The organism is Alteromonas sp. MmMcT2-2, assembly GCF_022348305.1.
Taxonomy (GTDB): Bacteria; Pseudomonadota; Gammaproteobacteria; order Enterobacterales; family Alteromonadaceae; genus Alteromonas; species Alteromonas macleodii.
On sequence record NZ_JAKRFA010000041.1, the window covers coordinates 11606 to 31303 of the forward strand.

Consider the following 19698-nt stretch of genomic DNA (forward strand, 5'->3'; position numbering starts at 1 on the left):
ATTGGGAAAGGGGATAACGCAAATTTTACAAGTCAGTTTCCGATAAATTCACGGCAGTAAGTCCGTGAATTTACCGAAAGAGGGAGATGGGATATGCGCTACACGCCTTGTGCGACCATGGCGTCAGCGAGTCTACGAAATGCTGCTACATTGGCGCCTTTCATATAATCAACGTAGCTGCTTCCAGCATCGCCTTCAGATTTACCCTCATCAACACAGCGCTGATGAATGCTTTCCATAATTGAATAGAGCTGTTCATCGAGTGCGCTTGCGTTACGTTGATTGAACATGGCGTTCTGGCTCATTTCTAAGCCCGATAGCGCAACGCCGCCAGCGTTTGATGCTTTGCCTGGTACGTATGCAATTTGGGCGTCTAAAAACAAAGCCTGCGCTTCATTTGTGCACGGCATATTCGCACCTTCTAGTACCATTTGGCAGCCGTTATCTAGCAGTGATTTTGCATCTTCTTCAAGTAGTTCGTTTTGCGTAGCGCAAGGCAGTGCTATGTCGCATTTTAAATGCCAAGGCTTTTTATCAGCTATCCACTTGCCCATGTTTTCATCTGCCATGTCAGCAAGGATATTGTTGCGGTTTGCATGGTTGTCGATTGCCCATTTAAACGCGGTATCAGTTAACCCATTCTCATTATGTAAAAGCCCTCGGCTATTAGACAGCGAAATAACTTTTCCGCCTTTCTCTACCGCTTTAAGTGCAGCATGCAACGCTACGTTTCCGGCTCCAGACACTGCAATGGTTTTGCCTTCAATTGGAGTACCTTGATGTCGACATACCGCTTCTAAAAAGTAAATTAAGCCAAAGCCTGTGGCTTCAGTACGTACATAGCTACCACCAAATTCTAAGCCTTTACCAGTTAATACGCCTTCGAACTTATTGTTTAGCCTGCGATATTCGCCATAAAGGTACCCTATTTCTCTCGCGCCGACGTTTATGTCACCTGCAGGTACATCGGTGTTCGCGCCAATATGTCGCTGTAATTCACGCATGAAGGCTTGGCAAAACAACATAATGTCGCGATCAGTACGCCCTTTGGGGTTAAAGTCTGACCCGCCTTTACCTCCACCCATGGGTAAGCCGGTCAGGGCATTTTTGAAACACTGTTCGAAAGCAAGAAACTTAAGCACCGATAAGTTGACGGTAGGATGAAAGCGCAAGCCACCTTTGTAAGGACCCATGGCTGAATTGTGCTGTACACGCCAACCTTGATTGACTTCAATATTGCCATCACTGTTCATCCACGACACGGTAAAATAAATAATGCGTTCAGGCATGCAAATGCGTCTTATAATATCGAACGCTTTGTAGTCTTTGTTTGCAGTGTGAATAGGAACAATATCTTCTAATACTTCGTGCACCGCCTGTAGATATTCCGTTTCGTTAGCAAACTTCTCATTAAGAAAGGTATAGATTTCTTCAAAGTTACTTTTCTGAGTCATGTACTGCTTAATCCTTTTCTTCAAAATTGGTGAGAACGTTAAGGCTTCGAGGGCATGTTTTTATCTCAAGCTTTTCGCCTTCGAAGATCTCGCCGTCGACAGCATACGCCGTGGGCTTATCAAATGATAACGTTATGCTTGATGCGCGTTCGTGCCGTATTGATTCAGATTGCTTTTTTGCTTCAGCTGGACTTAGCACTAGCTCTGCTAACGATGCGAATTGTTTATCAGAGCTGGGCTGAGGTAATAGCCAGGTCAAATCAAGCTTCCCATCGGTGATGTCGGGCGGCTCTGCGCCCTGAGCAAGTGCTGTGGTCATTGGGGCTGCGTTTGCAATAACAAAGCTCGGCGTTTCTAAGGTTTCAGCTGGCTGGTTGTCTTTTGCTACTTTAAACGTCATGTTTTCATTATTTGAAATCGCGTTCCATAGCCCTTTTAGGTAGGCAAACTGGCCGCCTACATTCTTTTCGTCGCGATCAGCGGCCGAAATCATTTTTTCCTCGAAGCCAACTGCTGCTACCAAAAGCATAACGTGGTCGTTACAGGTCGCGGTATCTATGGCTAAGGTGTTGCCCTCTATAATGATGTCGCATGCTGTACTAATAGGCATGACTTTACTAATGTAGCCATGCAACACTTGGCTCAGTGCGTTTGCTGTACCAAAAGGGATAATCCCCATGGTAACGTCGGTGTTGACCAAAGCCGAGGCGACTTCAGTTAACGTTCCATCGCCGCCGCATGCGACAATAATGTGGGCGCCGTCTTGTTTTGCCTTTTCTGCTAGTGCCTTACCATCTACTTCAGGTGTGGTTTCTTTCACGGTCACTTTGAATTTTTCATTTAATCGAGAAAGAACGTCATCTCGGTATTGCTCCCATTTACCGCCCCCGGCAACTGGGTTAACGATAAGGGTTAGATTTTTTTGTAGTGAAAGTAAGCCACCATCTCTAATCTGCTGCAGCGATGCTAATTGACGTTTGTTGAGCCTTGCTGTTTGGCGTATCTGGTTAATTTCACGTAATGCATCATCTACACTCAACGTAGGGTTTTTGGCCAGCAAATAGGCTGCAACCACCAGAACAGAGCGACCTCGTCCAAGCGCACAATGCACAACAACATTTTTCTTTTCAGAAATTTGCTGATTTAACCAATTTATTGCTAAAACAAGCTGTTCAGGAGTGGGGCTGGTATGGTCGAGTACCGGTACGTTTAAATAGCGGTAATCTTCTTGATATGCCGTCCAATCCAGTCCATCAAATTCAGCGGTTACGTCAAGAATGGCATCAATGTTGTTTTCGTTTAAAAGGCTAACGTGTTTTCCCGACATGCGGCACGCAAGGAATAAGTGCGGCTCAATTTTTTGTAGGGGGGGGACTTTATCCGTTCTCCGTGCGAATTCATTGTAAAGCCAAGAGCCCAGTAAAAAAGGTACAAAAATCCAGCGTATGTAGAATGGTATTGAGCCATCCTCACGTTTGCGAAACAGGCTTGGATAGTTGAGCAAATAGGCGCTGCTTACGGCAATAAGGGAAAATGCAATCCAACCAAATACCACTTTTAATAATATCACTGGCACGGTCAACGTTAGTGCTAACGCCACTAATGCACCAAGTACGTAATACTTCACCATTTTCACGATTAATACATCCTTTGTAATTGGAAAGAGCAAACAGTCTATGCATCTATACTTACACTAGAGCGTTTTCGTTTACTTTTGTCGCAATAGGGTTGAACTATCACTTACCGGTAAACGTATGCTTTGATATTGAAAATATGAGCGTTTCAAATGAAGAATAGTGCGGTACTAAAGGTTGCGAACTTTGTATGGTTCCAAGGAATTTGGTGGCTGGTCATCTTGTTCCAGAACAAAGCAGTAATTCCAGTGTTAGGGTTGATCCTTCTATGGATAACCATTTCGCCCAAGCGAGAGGAAGATATAAAGCTAATGGGCACGGTATTTTTACTGGGCACGGTGGTTGATGCACTTTTAACCCAAAGCGGGCTGTTCATTTTTAACGAGAAAGAAACGCTAGTCAGCTTCTGGCCAATTCCAATTTGGCTAAGTCTTCTATGGGCAGCCTTTGCAGGTACGGTCTATCACAGTTTAACCGCCTTTAATGGTCGAATGGCCGTTGCGGCGCTTGCTGGAGCTATCTTCGCGCCGCTCAGTTATATCGCCGGCGCCAAATTCGGTGCGGTTGAATTGGGCGCAAGCGTTATGCTTTCTTATATTTTTATCGCTCTAGTGTGGAGTGTAATCTTCCCGCTGTGTTTTTATTTATCCAATCGTTTTGAGGCAAAACAAGCCCAAGCGTAAATGCAAGGAGTGTATTGGCAATGACGAAAAACGTATTAGTTACAGGTGGAAACAGAGGTATAGGTCTAGAAATAGTAAAAGGAATGCTGTCTAAAGGCTATAAAGTGCTAATGGGGTGTCGAGACGAAGAGGCCGGCCTTGAAGCCAAGAAAGATATTGTGGGAGGGGATTTGCATATTATTGAGATGCCTCTTGATAACGAAACAGCCATCGTCGATGCGTTTGTTCGAGCTGAGGCCGTGTATGGCCCTATTGATATCCTCATAAACAATGCAGGTATCTTAGACGACACGCCATGGAAAGATGTAAATTCTGAGACGTTGGCTAAATCGATGCAAATTAATGTGAACGCCCCGCTTACACTTATCCAGCAAACGTTACCGCAAATGATTGAGCGAGGTTTTGGACGTATTATCAATGTAAGCTCTAGTTACGGTAGCTTCGCCGAGGGGCTGAAAGGGCCAATGTGCTATGCGATAACAAAGGCTGCTATTAATGCGCTTACGGTTAAGATGGCAGCGGTAGTTGATGACGCTGCTGACGGTAAGTCTCTTGATGTAACCGTTAATAGCATGACCCCGGGTTGGGTGCATACCAGAATGGGTGGAAGTGATGCGCCCAAAACGCCCGAGGAGGGAGCAGATACGGCTATTTGGTTAGCAACCATGGAAGAGGGCGGCCCGCATGGCCAATTCTTAAAAGATAGAGAGCCTATAGAGTGGTAGCCTTAATTAACTAGCCTAACTTATATAGTTTGAAGGCTACCATTTTCACAGTGCTTTTTAATCAGCATCTTCTAAAGTGAGAATCGCTCTCGTAGAAAACGGGCGATTCCATCTTCATCGTGATGCCCAATGACGGAAGTGGCGGCGTCTTTGATATAAGGTTTAGCGTTAGAAGGTGCATAAGCCTCGTCTGCTAGCTTAAACATACTTAAATCATTATCACTGTCGCCAAACACAATAACGTTGCTTGCATTCAACTGTTGGCGCAAAAGCTCTACCGCACTGCCTTTATTCGCAAGATTGTGGTGTACATCCATCCAACGGTACTCATCTCCTTCGATAGCTGGCCCAGAGTACGCTATCAGTCCTTCGTGCATGTTAAGCTGCTTGTACATATCATACACCAGCGGTGCATCTCCAATCATACTGATGTTTGTAATATGTGCATTAGCAGGTAGTGACTCAATAGACGCTAGTCGCGCTTTAGTGCGCGAAAAATACTTTTCAATTAAATCGTGTTCCACCTGATGCTTAGGCGACGAATGGTAAATCACGTGCTCGTGATCTGGGCTATCCATATTCACTGTGTTAATGAAAGGTGTGATATTGTTGTTTACGGCGTGCTCGATAATAAGATTAACTTCGCTGGGCGCGAGCAAATTTTCGAGTGTTAGCGCGTTTCCGGCAGGATCCCAAATTGCCACCCCATTATTATAAATGTGAGGGAGTACAAAAGACTGACCTTGTAGCACAAATTGCGCTGAATGCATGGTACGACCCGTCGCTACGGTGAATGCAATGTCTCTCTCACCAAGCAAGCCCAACGTCTCTTTAGTAAACGAGGAGATTTCAGAAGACTTATTTAATAAAGTGCCATCTAAATCAAAAAATAGTAAATCCATACAATTGGTGCCTAATCTCTCTTTCAGAATAACGCCGACCAAACGACGAAGGGCAATAAACGTGGAGTGCGTTATATTGCCCTTCGAAAATATTGGAACAGCTAGATTGATAACTCCGCTATGATTACTGTATCACATTCTGCTTTGAAGCAGCGTTCCATATTATGTCGCTAGTCTTGCTACCGAATAGATTCGACCACTTTGTCGGTGTGCTGCTTCAGTAATTGCGAGACTTTAGAAGCAGACTGTGACTTTTTAAGGTTAATTACCAGCGCAACTTTACCATATCTAACCGCGTGTCTTACGGTTTGTATAACCTCATTTCTGTCCGGACGTAAACCGATTAAACCCGCTATGAATAACCCAATGAATATGCCTGGGCTAATTAGTGCTATGTAGGTAAATAAGGGATTTTGTTGAGTAAGCGCTGGGCCAAACTGCGTTAACAAAAATGCCGCCACTAAACCTACAATCAGACCGATTGAACCAAGCAACAGGTGGGACGACCACATGCTTTTGCCAATGGCAGCGCTGTTACGTTCAAGTTTTTCACTCATTTTAGGGTCGCCAGCTTCGATAATTTCTACTTGAGATACCTCAACAGATGTTTGGTCTTGAACTATCTCAAGTACTTCCTGCACTTTAAGTTTTGACGGAAATACAGCCGCGACTTGCAAATCACCGGTTGATACAACATGGGCTCTCAAATTCTCATGTTCATTACTGTTTTCGCTTTTTGACTCTACGTTTTTCGAACTTTGAACATTCATCTTTAAATCCTCGACTTCTTACTTGGACTCTCTAAATCAATCCACTTCACTTGCACTTCAAAGGGTATTGCTGTTCGGCTTCACCCAAGTGCATAGGTAACTCGACAACTATTGTTCATACTTATTCAAGTTGCATTCCGACGAAGAAAAGTAGCGGTTTATACTTTAGTATAAAAAAGAGAAAGTTCGTTTTTATACTATTGTTTTTTAGGGTTATTTTCGGAAGGTTAAATATGATTTATTAAGCTGGAAGGCGAAATAAAGAAGGATTTCGAAGCGATATGCTGAGTTTTAGCAAGCGTCGCTGCCGGACCAAACAACCGGTACTGTGATAATTTTACACATAGCGTGAAAATTCGTTATGGCCTTTAAAATCACTGTCTTGCCGTGGAAGCGTCGGCTTGCGGCAAGGTTACTTGCGTGTAGTGATCATTTCTGTACGTTCTTCTGTAGATTCTATTTATAAATTGAGATTTGGTACCGTTGTTTGCAATCTGACTAAGAAAGCACAGCGAGCATCTACGGCCGTAGCAGCACCTTAACAGTCGGTCTTCTTAGCTGGTAAGGAAAGGAGTATCTATAAATGAAACGGATTAAAGGCTATTGCAACGTCTACTCTGATGATAGCCATCTATCAATAAGGCGCATCGCTTGCGGTGATAAACGGTTTTACTATCGCTACGCCAGTGGAAAGAAAGTCACAGGAGAGCGCGTGCTAAAGCGTATCAAAAAGCTTGTTATTCCTCCAAATTGGCGCGACACCTTTATAAGCCGTGATAGTAAAGCCAGCGTTCAAGCTGTCGGCTATGACGAAAAAGGACGTAAACAATATATCTATCACAACAAATGGCACGAGCAGCAGCAAGTAGAAAAATTTGAGCGTTTGGTTGCCTTTGGTAATGCACTTCCTGAATTCCGTGAGCACTGTCTTTCATTAATTTCACAGCCAACATGGACGCAAGAAAGAGCTTGCGCGCTGGTGTGCCTGTTGCTCGATTACACAGGTGCTAGAGTTGGCAACGCTCAATATAGCAAGGAAAATAACACATATGGGTTAACTACATTACGGCGCAAGCATGTACAAGCGCAGTGTGACGATAGTGTTGAACTTGCTTACATTGGTAAGCACGGCAAACCAAGAACACTAAAAGTAAACGACCCTGAGCTTGCTTCATTAGTTTGTGACTGTGCGCAACAACAGGGTTACTGTTTATTTCGTTATCAAGATGAGAATAATCAATGGCACGACGTAACGAGCGAAGACGTTAATGCGTTCATCCACAAAGAACTAAGTGAACAGTTCAGTTGTAAAGACTTTCGAACGTGGGCATCAAGTCGATTTGCACTAACAAACCTGCCCAGTGTGTATGAACAGATAGCAAACTCCAGAACCAAGAAATGGGAGAGTACGTTAAGTAAGTGTGTTGCAGCAGAGCTAGGCAATACTCCCACCGTTTGCAGGAAATATTATATTCATCCGAAACTATTTACTGTGAAAAATGACGAAAAGGCGTGTGAGAAGCTAATTAATCGGGTTCGCTCGCTACATAGTGAAGATTGTACGCAACTTACCCATTTACTGCCTGTAGAAAAGCTTCTTTTGGATGTTATTTCGTCTGAGTGCGCGTAACAAAGTATTTTTAATGAAAATGTTTTAGCTGATAGTAAAGTTGCTGCTTTCCGCGCCTTTTCAGCTAAAGTTAAATTGTTTCATAAATGACTTGGTGTTTTTAAGTTGTTGAATATTAGTGGTAATTAAAAATTTTGTTAACGTAATATGCTGTGAAACATGGTTGGTGCTAATTTAAACATAAGTGCCAGCTAAACGATGTTGTTTAAAAATTGCACTTGAAATTTTCTGTCAGATCCTTATATTGTTAGAGCTCTAATGATTATTGTTCGATTTAATTATTTGCTTTTGAATTTGAATTAGCAAAGGTTAAATGGCGTTTTCATTTACGAGTTTTCGAAGAGCAATAGAGGAAATAACGAACGTTATGCCAATGGAAAGTTACCTATCACTAGCGGTGTATTTTATAGCGATGTTAGGGATAGGGTTGTTTGCTTACCGACAATCTACCAGTGATATTTCTGGTTATATTTTGGGAGGGCGACAAGTTAGCCCTCAAGTAACCGCACTGTCTGCGGGTGCGTCTGACATGTCTGGTTGGATGCTAATGGGCTTACCAGGTGCAATGTACTTAACCGGTTTCGATGCGGTTTATATTGCAATAGGGTTGGTTGCAGGTGCGTTGGCCAATTATTTACTAGTAGCACCAAAACTTCGCGTTTATACCGAAGTTGCCAACGACTCGCTGACTGTGCCTGAGTTTTTTGCCAAGCGTTTTGATACGCCTAACTCAAGCTTACGCATTGTTTCAGCGGTGATTATCGTACTGTTTTTCACGCTATACACCTCTGCCGGGTTAGTTGCAGGTGGTAAGTTGTTTGAAAGCGCGTTTTCAGTCGATTATCAGTTAGGCTTATTTATCACGCTGGGTGTAGTGGTGTCTTATACGCTACTTGGTGGTTTCTTGGCAGTAAGCCTTACGGACTTTGTACAAGGGTGCATTATGTTCGTGGCGCTTGTACTGGTTCCAATCGTTGCGTTTACCGAGTTCGATAGTGTGTCGCAAATGACAAGCGCCGCTTATCAATCTGTACCCAATTTTTCTGAATCGTTAGAAACGCTAACGATTGTTGGGTTGCTATCGAGTTTAGGTTGGGGCTTAGGTTACTTTGGACAGCCGCACATTATTGTTCGCTTTATGGCAATTCGTTCTGTTAATGCCATTGGCACAGCGCGAAATATTGGTATGTCGTGGATGTTAGTGACCATCATTGGTGCACTGGCAACAGGATTCGTAGGCATTGCTTATGCCAATCAGTTTGGCCTGGCTGTCGACGACCCTGAGACGATATTTATTATTTTCTCACAATTGCTGTTCCACCCACTTATCAGTGGATTTTTAATGGCCGCTATTTTAGCCGCTATTATGAGTACAATTTCGTCGCAACTGCTGGTTAGCGCAAGTTCGTTAACCGAAGACATTTACCGCGTAATGGTAAATAAAAAGTCTTCAACCAAGGCGTTGAGTGAAAAGCAAACGGTAACAATTGGCCGTTATGGTGTAGCAGGTGTCGCTGTGGTTGCATTGTTATTAGCCATGGATGCGTCGAACACAATTTTATCTTTAGTAAGTAATGCTTGGGCAGGTTTTGGTGCAGCATTTGGTCCGTTAGTACTGTTTTGTCTGTATAAAAAGGACCTTACAGCGAAAGCGGCAATGGCGGGCATGATTAGCGGTGCGGTAACCGTATTGTTCTGGATTTATGCGCCCGTTTTAGCTGACGGTAAAACGTTAAGCAGCGTTATTTATGAAATTATTCCAGGGTTTGCGGTAAGTACGTTAACGCTTTATGTGGTAAGTCGCTTTAGCGAAAACCCATCGTCAAACGTACAAGCAACATTCGCGCAAGCCAGTGAAGAATTAGCAAATCAACAATCTTAAGGTTAAAAAGTTTATTATGAGTCATCCAAATTGGAAACGCGTAGTCATCAAAGTGGGTAGTGCATTGATATCGCCCAACCAACAAGGTTGTAGCAGTCATTACCTTTTGAGCATTGCGCAATTTATCGTGCGATGCAGAGCCAACGGTACACAAGTTGTACTCGTGTCTTCTGGTTCTGTCGCAGCGGGCGCGCATTTGTTTCCAGAGCAAGAAAAGTCAGATATTGCAGTTAAAAAAGCAATGGCAGCAGCGGGTCAAACCGAAATGATTGCCACATGGGACAGACTGTTTGATTTTCCGTCTGCTCAGATGCTTTTAACGCATGCTGACTTACGAGACAGAGAGCGTTACGTAAGTATCCGTGAAACGATATTCAGTTTATTGGACAACAATATTCTGCCTATCGTGAACGAAAACGACACTGTTACCACTGACAAATTGAAAGTGGGTGATAACGATAATTTATCGGCCATGGTGGCGTCGGCAGCTGAAGCAGATGCACTTATCATCTGTTCAGACATTGATGGGTTGTACGATAAGAACCCGCATGAACACGACGACGCACAATTGCTTAAATCAGTTAATACCATTGATCAAAGCATTTATGACATGGCTGGCGGTGCGGTAAAAGGCGGTGTAGGCACCGGTGGTATGCGCACTAAAATTGAAGCGGCCGAAAAAGCCGTTTCGCATGGTATAGATACATATATTATTAACGGCTTTACTGAACTGTCGTTTAATATGCTGCTAGCAGGTGAAAACCCAGGCACGCATTTCAAACCTCACGCCACGCCAATGCAAGAGAATGTGCATTGGATGCGCCATACGTCAAACGCGCAGGGTGAAGTGATAGTAGAAGGGGACTTTGACGCCTCTTTAGCTGGCGACGCAGAGCAACTGACAAGTAGCGAAATTATTGACGTGAAAGGTGAGTTCTCGGTAGGCGACACCATTCTAGTACGTAAAGAAGACGGTACTAAACTGGTAAAAGCCAAGTCGAATTACAGTAGCTGTTTATTGAATTTCATTGCGAATCAGGAAAACGAAGAATTCGCCCATGAGTTTGAGGAAAAGACTGGGCCAATTATTTCTGATCAGCACATAGCAAATCTGGAGAAAGAATGAGCATTATTACAGAGTTAGCACAACAGGCGAAAAAAGCTGCACGTACACTGGCTATTTTAAGCGAAAGCCAGAAAAACGCGGTGTTAACTGATATGGCCGCGGCAATTCGTGCAAATAAAGGCAAAATTATTGAAGTAAACGAAAGGGAAGTCGCGCGCGCCAAAGAGAATAACTTAGACGCAGCGATGGTTGACCGCTTAATCCTAAACGACGAGCGTATTGAAGCCATGGCTGAAGGCATCGAAGTTATTGTTGAACTTGATGATCCTGTGGGTAAAGAGCGCGTTATCGGTACACGTCCAAACGGTATTGAGATTAAGAAAATGCGCATACCGCTGGGTGTTGTGTGCATGATATATGAAGCACGACCTAATGTTACTGCCGACGCAGGCGCGCTGTGCTTTAAATCGGGTAACGCAGTAATATTACGTGGTGGTAAAGAGGCACTAGATACGAGTTTAGCCATTGCTGAACTTATGCAAGACGTGCTGGAGAAGCACAATTTACCAAAAGCGCTGGTAACGGTAGTTCCGAATCCAGATCGTGCATTAATGCAAGAGTTAATGGAGCAACGCGACTATATAGACGTTATTATTCCTCGTGGCGGTGAAGGTCTAATCAACTACGTGACTGACAACGCCAAGGTGCCGGTAATTCAGCACTTTAAGGGTGTGTGTCACCTTTACGTAGACAAAGATGCAAATTTAGACAAAGCCATGGCGCTACTTCTAAATGGTAAAACACAGCGTACTGGCGTGTGTAATGCCTTAGAAGGCTTAGTAGTACACCAAGCCGTTGCGGGCGATTTTTTGCCTAAAGTGGCCGACGCATTCAAAGAAAAGGGTGTTAAGGTTCACGTAAACGAAAAAGGCAGCCAATACTTTGATGGTGCTGACGTTATTTCTGAAGACGCGTACGGTGAAGAGTATCTTGGTCTGGAAATCGCTATCCGTGTAGTTGACGATTTCGAAGCAGCGGTTGACCACATTGCGCAATTTGGTAGTAACCACACGGAAGTAATTTGTACGGAAGATGCTGAAAAAGGCAAGTTATTCCAACGTGCAGTTGATGCAAGTGTAGTAATGGTTAATGCGTCTTCACGTTTTTCTGACGGTAGCCAGCTTGGCTTAGGTGCAGAAATTGGTATTGCAACCACTAAGCTACATGCTTATGGCCCAATGGGCTTGGAGTCATTGACTTCAGAGAAATATTTAGTGAATGGCGAAGGCCAAATTCGCGACTAATAAAAAGATGTTTTAACTGGTCGGCATTGTGCCACGATTTTACATGATTCATAATTAAAAGCGCTGACATTCGTCGGCGCTTTTTTTCGCCTATTCAAATATTTACCCTCGGAGTACAGACGGAGCTTACATGGAGATTGTGATAGACCCAGCGCAGTTATGGCATCAATTTATAAGTTTTGCCAATGATTATAAACTGCTGACATCTCTAGTACTTTTAATTGTACTGCACTTTATCAAAAAGGGTGTGTTGCGCCTTATCAGGCGCATTAGTTCTCATCGTGGCGAAGACCGCCGAAACCAAATCAATATCCTAGAGCAGCTGGGTAATGCCTTTATCATTATTGTGCTAATGATGGTGTGGAGCTCTGAAATCCAAACACTGGCAATCTCCATTGCTGCCTTTATGGTGGCCATTGTGTTGGCAACCCGCGAGTTTATTCAGTGCTTTATGGGGTTCATTTATTACTTGGGCGCTCGGCCGTTCAGGGTAGGGGACTGGATCCAAATGAACAACATCATTGGTGAAGTGGTAGAAATGGACTGGGCAAAGACAGCACTTTTAGAAGTAGACCCTGAAAGCTTTAACTACACGGGTAAACACGTGTACGTGCCTAACAGTCAGCTTGTAACTCAAACCGTACGAAATCTTAACTTTATGCGTCGCTACCGTTTGCATTCATTTGAAATAGTGAACGAGCCTTCTGTAAACGCCTATAGTTTGCTTCCAGCGTTTCATGCCAGGGCACAGGCACATTGTGAATATTTCCGTGACGTTGCAGAGCGCTACAAAGGCTTAATTGAACGTCACTTAGAGCAAGAGTTTATTCGCATCGACCCCGAGGTTGAGATTAAAACCAATGAACTTGCCAAAGTAGTGGTGAAGGTAAGCTTGTTTTGCCCTACAGCCGAAGCTCATGAATTAGAACATAAAATGTGCTCAGACTGGTTAAGCCTGTGGTTTAAAGCGCAAAAAGAAGAACAGCGTCAGTTGCATGCACAGCACAGCGATTCCTCTTCAGTGCAAAACCAAGCTAAAGCAATGCCCGAAGCTCAGACAACTACTAGCGGTGCGTTATAACCTTTATTCTAGGCACGTCCATTCTCGGTGGCTGGTGAAATGGCCTTGTAAAAAGGCCATTTGATCAGCCAAAATCCGCCTGTTCATTAAGTAAAAACGCTCGTACACATTGGGCCTGAACGGAACAGCGAGTAGGGGCATGTTGGCTTCTTCTGGCGTTTTCGCACCTTTCGCGTGATTACACCGCTGGCAAGCAGTGGCAACGTTCGTCCAACTGTCTTTTCCGCCGCGAGAGCGTGGGATAATGTGATCTCGGGTAAGCTGCTTTGGCGTAAACTTATTGCCGCAGTACATACATAGGTAGCTATCGCGCCTAAACAAATAGCGATTAGTAAGGGCAACTTTGCCAGATAAATCTGTTACCTTGCCATCGCACGCGATAATACTAGACAGGGTAAGCTGACTTTGCAGCCCTTCGTGATTCCAGCCTCCTTTAAGCGTTATAGCATCGCTACCTAGCTCAAATAGCACCTTATCCTGACTGTAAAGCTTTGCGGCTTGTTCAACATCTATCCACTCTTGTGGCATGCCTGCTTTATTAAGTCGAAGTACCAACATGGTTATCTCCTTTAGCACACTAATATTAGACGTTCTTGTTGTGGTTAATCACTTCTGCGCATTGGTCGCACGTGATGTTTATTTAAGTTCTTACGTTGTTCGCTTTTTGTTCTAGCATACGCTGTTTTGTGTCAGTATGATGAAAATATAGTCAATAATTGAAATTTCACAGATATTTCATATAGTCATGGTGCTATAGGTGGTAGCGGTTAATGACCAAATAACACGACAAATTCCGCGCGGGGCTGCATTTGACCATGGTATTAACGCTACTTCATGGCTATACTATGCGCCGCGTTTAAAAGCGATAAAATAAAGATTGAAATTAAAGGACAAATAGTGACTCCTATTACTAAATCATTTCAGTATGGACAGCATACTGTAACTCTAGAGACGGGTGTAATTGCTCGTCAGGCAACAGCTGCGGTTCTTGCGAGCATGGACGATACGTCTGTACTGGTAACAGTAGTTGGTAAAAAAGAAGCCAAAGCAGATCAAGACTTCTTCCCACTTACTGTTAACTACCAAGAAAAAGCGTACGCTGCGGGTAAAATCCCAGGTGGTTTCTTCAAGCGTGAAGGTCGTCCATCTGAAGGTGAAACACTGATTGCACGTCTTATCGACCGTCCAATCCGTCCATTATTCCCAGAAGGTTTCAAAAACGAAGTACAAGTTGTTGTAACTGTAATGTCTGCTAACCCAGATATCCCTACAGACATCATCTCTATGATTGGTACTTCAGCAGCCCTTGCTATCTCTGGTATTCCTTTCAACGGCCCAATCGGTGCGGCTCGTGTTGGTTTTAGCAACGGTGAATACATTCTAAATACACGCGCAGAAGAGCAAGCTGAAAGCGAGCTTGACCTTGTTGTTGCGGGTACTGAAGGCGCAGTACTTATGGTTGAATCAGAAGCAAGCGTGCTTTCTGAAGACACCATGCTAGGTGCGGTTATGTTCGGTCACGAGCAAATGCAAACTGTAGTTAACGCGGTTAACGAATTTGCTGCTGAAGTTGGCACTGAGAAGTGGGACTGGGCACCAGAAGCAGAAAACACTGCGCTTAAAGACAAAGTTAAAGCACTAGCTGAAGCGGAAATGACTGCGGCTTACCAGATTTCTGACAAGTTAGAGCGTAAAGACGCAGTAACTGCAGCAACTGAAAAAGCACTAGAAGCTATCCTTGCTGAAGACGAAGAACAAGACAAGAAAGAAGTGCTAGACCTTCTTCACGACCTTGAGTCTGACGTTGTACGTTCACGCATTCTATCTGGTGCGCCACGTATCGATGGTCGTGACCCAGCAATGATCCGTGCACTAGACGTAGCAACAGGTATTCTTCCTCGTACTCACGGTTCTGCACTATTTACTCGTGGTGAAACGCAGGCACTTGTAGCTGCTACGCTTGGTACAGAGCGTGACGCACAGATGATTGACGAGCTTCAAGGTAAGCGCGACAGCCGCTTCATGCTTCACTACAACTTCCCTCCATACTGTGTTGGTGAAACCGGTATGATTGGTTCGCCTAAGCGTCGTGAAATTGGTCACGGTCGTCTAGCGAAGCGTGGTATTCAAGCAGTAATGCCAAGTGAAGAAGAATTCCCGTACGTAGTACGTGTGGTTTCTGAAATCACAGAATCAAACGGTTCATCATCAATGGCGTCTGTATGTGGTACTTCACTAGCGCTTATGGATGCAGGTGTTCCAATTAAAGCGTCTGTTGCGGGTATCGCAATGGGCCTAGTTAAGAGTGACGACAACTTTGTTGTACTTTCAGACATCCTTGGCGACGAAGATCACCTTGGCGACATGGACTTTAAAGTAGCGGGTACTACCGAAGGTATTACTGCACTTCAAATGGACATTAAGATTGAAGGTATTACTAAAGAAATCATGCAAATTGCGCTTAAACAAGCAAAAGAAGCACGTTTGCACATTCTTAATGTAATGGACGAAGCGATTGGTGGTCACCGTGAAGAGCTAAGTGAATTTGCTCCACGCATTTACACCATGAAGATTGACCAAGACAAGATTCGTGACGTTATCGGTAAAGGCGGCGCAATGATCCGTCAAATTACTGAAGAGTCTGACACTAACATCGAGATTGAAGACGACGGTACTATCAAAATCTTTGCGACAGAGCGTGCGAAAGCAGATATCGCTATTAGCAAGATTGAGCAAGTAACGGCTGAAATTGAAGTTGGTAAGACTTACAACGGTAAGATTACACGTATTGTAGATTTCGGTGCGTTTGTAGAAGTACTTCCAGGTAAAGAAGGTCTTGTTCACATTTCACAAATCGCTCACGAGCGTGTGAACAAAGTAACTGACTACCTAGAAGAAGGCCAAATGGTTGACGTTAAGGTTATGGAAATCGATCGCCAAAACCGTGTACGTTTAAGCATTAAAGAGCTTCTAGAAAAGCCTGCGCCTAAGTCTGACGACGCAGAGTAATGCCGATTAGGTTTTAAACCTAGTTAGCTGTATATAAGTAAAAAGGGAGCTTGGCTCCCTTTTTTCGTTTTGGGTTTTAAAAGAGATAGCGGGTTGGGTTTCATCCGTTAACCCACACATTCAAACCATAACGAAAAACGCTTTTTTAGAGGTATTAGATAATGGATAAGCAAACGCAAACCGAAGTAGAAGCAGCGGTATTCCGCCGCTTAGTAGAACACCTAGACGCAAATAAAGACGTTCAGAACATTGACCTGATGATTTTGGCCGACTTCTGCCGTAACTGTTTAGCAAAATGGTATTCGGCAGCTGCAAGCGAGCAGGGTGCTGATATCGACTACGAAGCCGCGCGCGAAGTGGTATATAAAATGCCGTATTCAGAGTGGAAAGAGAAGCACCAGCTACCGGCTACCGATGAGCAGTTGGAGAAGTTGGCTGCTAGGCAGGGGAAGTAGTTTTTAGTTAGAGTGACGTTAAATTATTTGTTTTGGATGCCAGCGGAAGCTGGCTTTTTTTGGCTTGCGTGAAATACACCAAAATCGCCTGCACGCCGAGTTGGTGTTTTTAATATATGAGCGTAAAACGACATTACGGTTTTTTCTTTATTTCTCTTGTGGTTGTGGTTTAGAGTAGTGAGAAGTAGAAAGGAGAAGTGCCCTAAAGTGGTGTGGAATAGCATGACGGTTTGGGGGCGAGTAAGTTGTTACAAGTAAAGGATAAATATGAGAGGATTTCGACGAGACGGTTTTCATGCATTTTCTGAATATGACGGATTCAGTATGCTTGAAAATCAACGTTCAGCAATAGATCAAGCGATTAAGCGTCAAAACGACGATTACATCCTTAATGTAAATCGCGAGGAGTACATGCAGCATCTCGTCAGTGAATTTTCTATTGATCCTATAGAAATTCACAAAGACGGACTTTCAGTTTCCACTCATGAAGAAATGATACCTGCTGAAATGCACCCGAATTCCTACTTTATGGATAGGGCTGGCTCATACCCAAGAGATGTGCTTATTTTTCACCTCCCATTTTCCGGCGACCAGCAATTACTGCGAGTTAGAGCAAGTACATATTCAACGTCTGCGCCACTTATTTCGGTGGAGCAAGATTGCATTTGCTTTAAGATCATTAACTTTAATCTTGATGCTCAACGTATCAAACAAGAGTCAGATCAAACAATACAAAGCCTTGAAACACAGAATGGATATTTAACTAGAGACCTAGAAAAGTTTAATGCTTCTATTGAACAACATGCTTCTAGAATATTTGACGCAAGAAAAGAGCAGTTACTTAGCAAAAATGATTTGATGGCGTCTTTGGGGGTGCCAGTAAGGGAGTCCGGAAGTAAATCGTCTACTTTTTCTATTCCTGCGAAAAGAACTAAGGCAATTGCAACGAAACCTAAGCCTGAAGTTACTGAAAAGGGTTATACACCTGAGCCTACGCTAGATTCGACAATATACGCTCAGATACTCAAAATTATCCATGATGTTGGTAAGCAGTTTGAACGCTTGCCTTCAACATATTCTGGCAAGGACGAGGAGCATTTAAGAGACCATATGCTTCTGATTCTCGAACCCAACTTTGAAGGCTCGGCTACAGGCGAAACTTTCAACAAGTCTGGTAAAACGGATATTTTGTTGAGACATGAAGGAAAAAACGTCTTTATAGCTGAGCTGAAATTCTGGCACGGTAAAAAGGGGTTTCTGGAAACCATTAGTCAGTTACTTGGCTACCTGACATGGAGAGATTCTAAAGCTGCGGTAGTCATGTTCGTCAGAAATAAAGATTTTATGTCTGTTTTAGACACAGCTAAAGAATGTATATCTGAGCATGAAAATTATCTTGGCTTCGTTAATGAGCAAGATGAGGGTTGGTATCACTACAGATTTCATATTAATGACGACAAAAACAGAGAAGTAAAGCTATCGGTAATGCTGTTTCATATTCCGTAGTGGTTTGCTTGTAACAAGCGCATGTTGTCGGACTGGCTTTCCGCTGCGCTCCAAACCAGCCACAAATGCGGGCGTTAAGTGAAAAGTAGAGCTGAATGAATATCGAGAAGTTTTCAAGCATAAGCGGACTTATTGATCTTAAGGAGATCGAGAGAGTTGAGCGCTTAGGGTTCTATCACTCAAAGGTCTCAGAGGTTGAGCATTTTACCATTGTAGATATCTGTGGCTGGTTCGAAAGCTTAAGCTTTGCGAAGCCAAATACTAGTAGGCTTAAAAAGAAGTTAATTGCGTCAAAGGGTATTGTCAGAGGGCCTGTAAAATACTCTTTCAAGTTACACGCAAGGCTTCCAAACTAAAAAAACAGGCATGTTTGTGTAGCGTTAAATATACCGAAATCATCTGCACGTCGATTTGGTGTTTTTAATAAATGAGCGAAAAACGACATTACGGTTTTTTCTCTATTTCTCTGTTGGTTATGGTTTAGAGTTGTAAGAAAACTAAAAAACTAATAAGACAGGCATGCTAATAATCAAATGAAACTAAATAATACAGGCATGTTTCAGTTCAACACGAGAATACTAAACAAGATAGGCATGTTTCTTTTCTGGGCTTGCGTGAAATGACTAAACAATACAGTCATATTTGTTTATACGGTGTACACTATGTGTCTGTCTACTCACTTCTCTCATACAGGCGGGGCGGCTTCGCAATTTTGCCCCACGCGGTTAGCCTAGCGTTATACGTAGGATAAATTCGATGAATCCCATAGAGGCAAGAATAATTTTAAATAGCTCAATTGATACAACATTTATTGATGAAAGAGATAAATTATCTTCTTTTAAGATGCAGTCAGGGCGCGAGCTAGCACTTATAGAAGAAAATAAGCAGAAAGTTTCTTTATACGTCGAAGTTTATCCTTGTTTTATGCCCGAGGTAATCGTAGAAGAAGAGTATATCCCGCAACCAAAGAATGTTGGTAGGCATTCAAATCTTTATTATATTACTTCGAAATTAGGTTTCGGAAATAGAGCGTATAGGTTGCATATTAAAACAAAAGAAGGGCTAGAACTCTTTTTAAACTGGTACAAATATGCATAAACGACTTAAAAAGACAGGCATGCTTGTTTGAATAGCATGACGGTTTGGGGACGAGTGCACTAAACAAGACAGGCATATTTGTTTCACGGATGGAGAAGACTAAATAAGGCAGGCTCATTTGTGCACGTTTTTGGCCACATTACGCCGTCATGTCCACGTGCCGGAGTCTGAAATCGAAGGCTATATTCCAGTAATAGCAAACGCATAAAAATAAGACAGGCTCATGTCTTTACTTTTCTGGGGAATACCAAACAAGACAGGCATATTAGCGATATCGAAATCAAACTAAACAAGATAGGCATGTTTCTTTTCTGGGCTTGCGTGAAATGACTAAACAATACAGTCATATTTGTTTATACGGTGTATGGACTAAAAGAGACAGGCATGTTTGCGTCGGCTCAGAGACTGTAACTAATTTTGTGTAACTGCCTATCTCAATTTACTCTATAGAGAGTTAAGGATAGGCAGATGAACATGAATAAGAAAGAGCTTGAAGCTT

At 43.2% G+C, this 19698-nt stretch carries 17 protein-coding genes; 12 read left to right on the plus strand and 5 right to left on the minus strand.

Annotated elements, in window-relative coordinates; all coding sequences use genetic code 11:
• Nucleotides 1–98: 98 nt before the first annotated feature.
• Together gdhA and MHM99_RS17490 are read right to left on the minus strand one after the other, a co-directional pair.
• Nucleotides 99–1454, minus strand: a complete 1356-nt coding sequence (gene gdhA, locus MHM99_RS17485) for an NADP-specific glutamate dehydrogenase (protein ID WP_239220223.1) — start codon at nucleotides 1452–1454, stop codon at nucleotides 99–101.
• A 7-nt stretch (nucleotides 1455–1461) separates the two neighbouring features.
• Nucleotides 1462–3090 (minus strand): diacylglycerol kinase family protein, encoded by a 1629-nt coding sequence (locus tag MHM99_RS17490; RefSeq protein ID WP_239220224.1) that lies wholly within the window; start codon nucleotides 3088–3090, stop codon nucleotides 1462–1464.
• A 150-nt stretch (nucleotides 3091–3240) separates the two neighbouring features.
• Here MHM99_RS17490 and MHM99_RS17495 point away from each other — a divergent pair, with 150 nt between their 5' ends.
• Both MHM99_RS17495 and MHM99_RS17500 read left to right on the plus strand, forming a co-directional pair.
• The gene (locus MHM99_RS17495) at nucleotides 3241–3771 is read left to right on the plus strand and encodes a DUF2878 domain-containing protein (RefSeq protein WP_239220225.1); all 531 of its coding nucleotides are present in this window, start codon (nucleotides 3241–3243) and stop codon (nucleotides 3769–3771) included.
• Nucleotides 3772–3791: 20 nt separating this feature from the next.
• Nucleotides 3792–4496 (plus strand): SDR family NAD(P)-dependent oxidoreductase, encoded by a 705-nt coding sequence (locus MHM99_RS17500; protein ID WP_168533477.1) that lies wholly within the window; start codon nucleotides 3792–3794, stop codon nucleotides 4494–4496.
• A 71-nt stretch (nucleotides 4497–4567) separates the two neighbouring features.
• Here MHM99_RS17500 and MHM99_RS17505 read toward each other — a convergent pair whose 3' ends face one another.
• Together MHM99_RS17505 and MHM99_RS17510 are read right to left on the minus strand one after the other, a co-directional pair.
• The gene (locus MHM99_RS17505; RefSeq protein WP_049587797.1) at nucleotides 4568–5398 is read right to left on the minus strand and encodes an HAD-IIB family hydrolase; all 831 of its coding nucleotides are present in this window, start codon (nucleotides 5396–5398) and stop codon (nucleotides 4568–4570) included.
• Between the two features lie 179 nt (nucleotides 5399–5577).
• Nucleotides 5578–6168 carry a hypothetical protein gene (locus tag MHM99_RS17510; RefSeq protein ID WP_187447563.1) on the minus strand — a complete coding sequence of 197 codons (591 nt, stop codon included), beginning with the start codon at nucleotides 6166–6168 and terminating at the stop codon, nucleotides 5578–5580.
• A 583-nt stretch (nucleotides 6169–6751) separates the two neighbouring features.
• On the opposite strand from MHM99_RS17510, the gene MHM99_RS17515 reads away from it, so the two are divergent.
• The 5 genes from MHM99_RS17515 to MHM99_RS17535 all read left to right on the plus strand — a co-directional run bounded on the left by MHM99_RS17515 (nucleotide 6752) and on the right by MHM99_RS17535 (nucleotide 13131).
• Nucleotides 6752–7798, plus strand: a complete 1047-nt coding sequence (locus MHM99_RS17515; protein ID WP_187447562.1) for a DNA topoisomerase IB — start codon at nucleotides 6752–6754, stop codon at nucleotides 7796–7798.
• A 367-nt stretch (nucleotides 7799–8165) separates the two neighbouring features.
• The gene (gene putP, locus MHM99_RS17520) at nucleotides 8166–9680 is read left to right on the plus strand and encodes a sodium/proline symporter PutP (RefSeq protein ID WP_239220228.1); all 1515 of its coding nucleotides are present in this window, start codon (nucleotides 8166–8168) and stop codon (nucleotides 9678–9680) included.
• A gap of 16 nt (nucleotides 9681–9696) precedes the next feature.
• Complete coding sequence (gene proB, locus MHM99_RS17525; RefSeq protein ID WP_049587803.1) at nucleotides 9697–10806, plus strand: glutamate 5-kinase; 1110 nt, start codon at nucleotides 9697–9699, stop codon at nucleotides 10804–10806.
• A complete protein-coding gene (locus MHM99_RS17530; RefSeq protein WP_239220226.1) occupies nucleotides 10803–12050 on the plus strand; it encodes a glutamate-5-semialdehyde dehydrogenase in 1248 nt (415 codons plus the stop codon). Before proB ends, MHM99_RS17530 begins: the two co-directional genes overlap by 4 nt.
• Before the next feature lie 130 nt (nucleotides 12051–12180).
• Nucleotides 12181–13131, plus strand: a complete 951-nt coding sequence (locus MHM99_RS17535; protein ID WP_039229391.1) for a mechanosensitive ion channel family protein — start codon at nucleotides 12181–12183, stop codon at nucleotides 13129–13131.
• 3 nt (nucleotides 13132–13134) lie between these two features.
• Here the strand turns inward: MHM99_RS17535 and MHM99_RS17540 are convergent, their stop codons facing one another.
• On the minus strand, nucleotides 13135–13689 hold the full coding sequence (locus tag MHM99_RS17540; protein WP_014949384.1) for an HNH endonuclease: 555 nt from the start codon (nucleotides 13687–13689) through the stop codon (nucleotides 13135–13137).
• Nucleotides 13690–14028: 339 nt separating this feature from the next.
• On the opposite strand from MHM99_RS17540, the gene pnp reads away from it, so the two are divergent.
• The 5 genes from pnp (at nucleotide 14029) to MHM99_RS17565 (ending at nucleotide 19199) form a co-directional block, all read left to right on the plus strand.
• Nucleotides 14029–16140: a polyribonucleotide nucleotidyltransferase gene (gene pnp / locus MHM99_RS17545; RefSeq protein ID WP_039229711.1), complete on the plus strand. Its 2112-nt coding sequence runs from the start codon at nucleotides 14029–14031 to the stop codon at nucleotides 16138–16140.
• Nucleotides 16141–16301: 161 nt separating this feature from the next.
• Nucleotides 16302–16595 (plus strand): DUF1244 domain-containing protein, encoded by a 294-nt coding sequence (locus tag MHM99_RS17550; protein ID WP_012518312.1) that lies wholly within the window; start codon nucleotides 16302–16304, stop codon nucleotides 16593–16595.
• A 324-nt stretch (nucleotides 16596–16919) separates the two neighbouring features.
• Nucleotides 16920–18101, plus strand: a complete 1182-nt coding sequence (locus MHM99_RS17555; RefSeq protein ID WP_239220227.1) for a hypothetical protein — start codon at nucleotides 16920–16922, stop codon at nucleotides 18099–18101.
• Between the two features lie 95 nt (nucleotides 18102–18196).
• Nucleotides 18197–18457 (plus strand): hypothetical protein, encoded by a 261-nt coding sequence (locus MHM99_RS17560; protein ID WP_187447556.1) that lies wholly within the window; start codon nucleotides 18197–18199, stop codon nucleotides 18455–18457.
• A gap of 400 nt (nucleotides 18458–18857) precedes the next feature.
• Entirely contained in the window at nucleotides 18858–19199 is a 342-nt protein-coding gene (locus MHM99_RS17565) for a hypothetical protein (RefSeq protein ID WP_187447555.1), read from the plus strand.
• Nucleotides 19200–19698: the final 499 nt, after the last annotated feature.

Bases quoted from the DNA above. Each gene is read 5' to 3' on its own strand.
- gdhA (WP_239220223.1), bottom strand. From the start codon at position 1,454: ATGACTCAGAAAAGTAACTTTGAAGAAATCTATACCTTTCTTAATGAG.
- MHM99_RS17495 (WP_239220225.1), top strand. From the start codon at position 3,241: ATGAAGAATAGTGCGGTACTAAAGGTTGCGAACTTTGTATGGTTCCAA.
- MHM99_RS17500 (WP_168533477.1), top strand. From the start codon at position 3,792: ATGACGAAAAACGTATTAGTTACAGGTGGAAACAGAGGTATAGGTCTA.
- MHM99_RS17505 (WP_049587797.1), bottom strand. From the start codon at position 5,398: ATGGATTTACTATTTTTTGATTTAGATGGCACTTTATTAAATAAGTCT.
- MHM99_RS17510 (WP_187447563.1), bottom strand. From the start codon at position 6,168: ATGAATGTTCAAAGTTCGAAAAACGTAGAGTCAAAAAGCGAAAACAGT.
- MHM99_RS17515 (WP_187447562.1), top strand. From the start codon at position 6,752: ATGAAACGGATTAAAGGCTATTGCAACGTCTACTCTGATGATAGCCAT.
- putP (WP_239220228.1), top strand. From the start codon at position 8,166: ATGCCAATGGAAAGTTACCTATCACTAGCGGTGTATTTTATAGCGATG.
- proB (WP_049587803.1), top strand. From the start codon at position 9,697: ATGAGTCATCCAAATTGGAAACGCGTAGTCATCAAAGTGGGTAGTGCA.
- MHM99_RS17530 (WP_239220226.1), top strand. From the start codon at position 10,803: ATGAGCATTATTACAGAGTTAGCACAACAGGCGAAAAAAGCTGCACGT.
- MHM99_RS17535 (WP_039229391.1), top strand. From the start codon at position 12,181: ATGGAGATTGTGATAGACCCAGCGCAGTTATGGCATCAATTTATAAGT.
- MHM99_RS17540 (WP_014949384.1), bottom strand. From the start codon at position 13,689: ATGTTGGTACTTCGACTTAATAAAGCAGGCATGCCACAAGAGTGGATA.
- MHM99_RS17550 (WP_012518312.1), top strand. From the start codon at position 16,302: ATGGATAAGCAAACGCAAACCGAAGTAGAAGCAGCGGTATTCCGCCGC.
- MHM99_RS17555 (WP_239220227.1), top strand. From the start codon at position 16,920: ATGCTTGAAAATCAACGTTCAGCAATAGATCAAGCGATTAAGCGTCAA.
- MHM99_RS17560 (WP_187447556.1), top strand. From the start codon at position 18,197: ATGAATATCGAGAAGTTTTCAAGCATAAGCGGACTTATTGATCTTAAG.
- MHM99_RS17565 (WP_187447555.1), top strand. From the start codon at position 18,858: ATGAATCCCATAGAGGCAAGAATAATTTTAAATAGCTCAATTGATACA.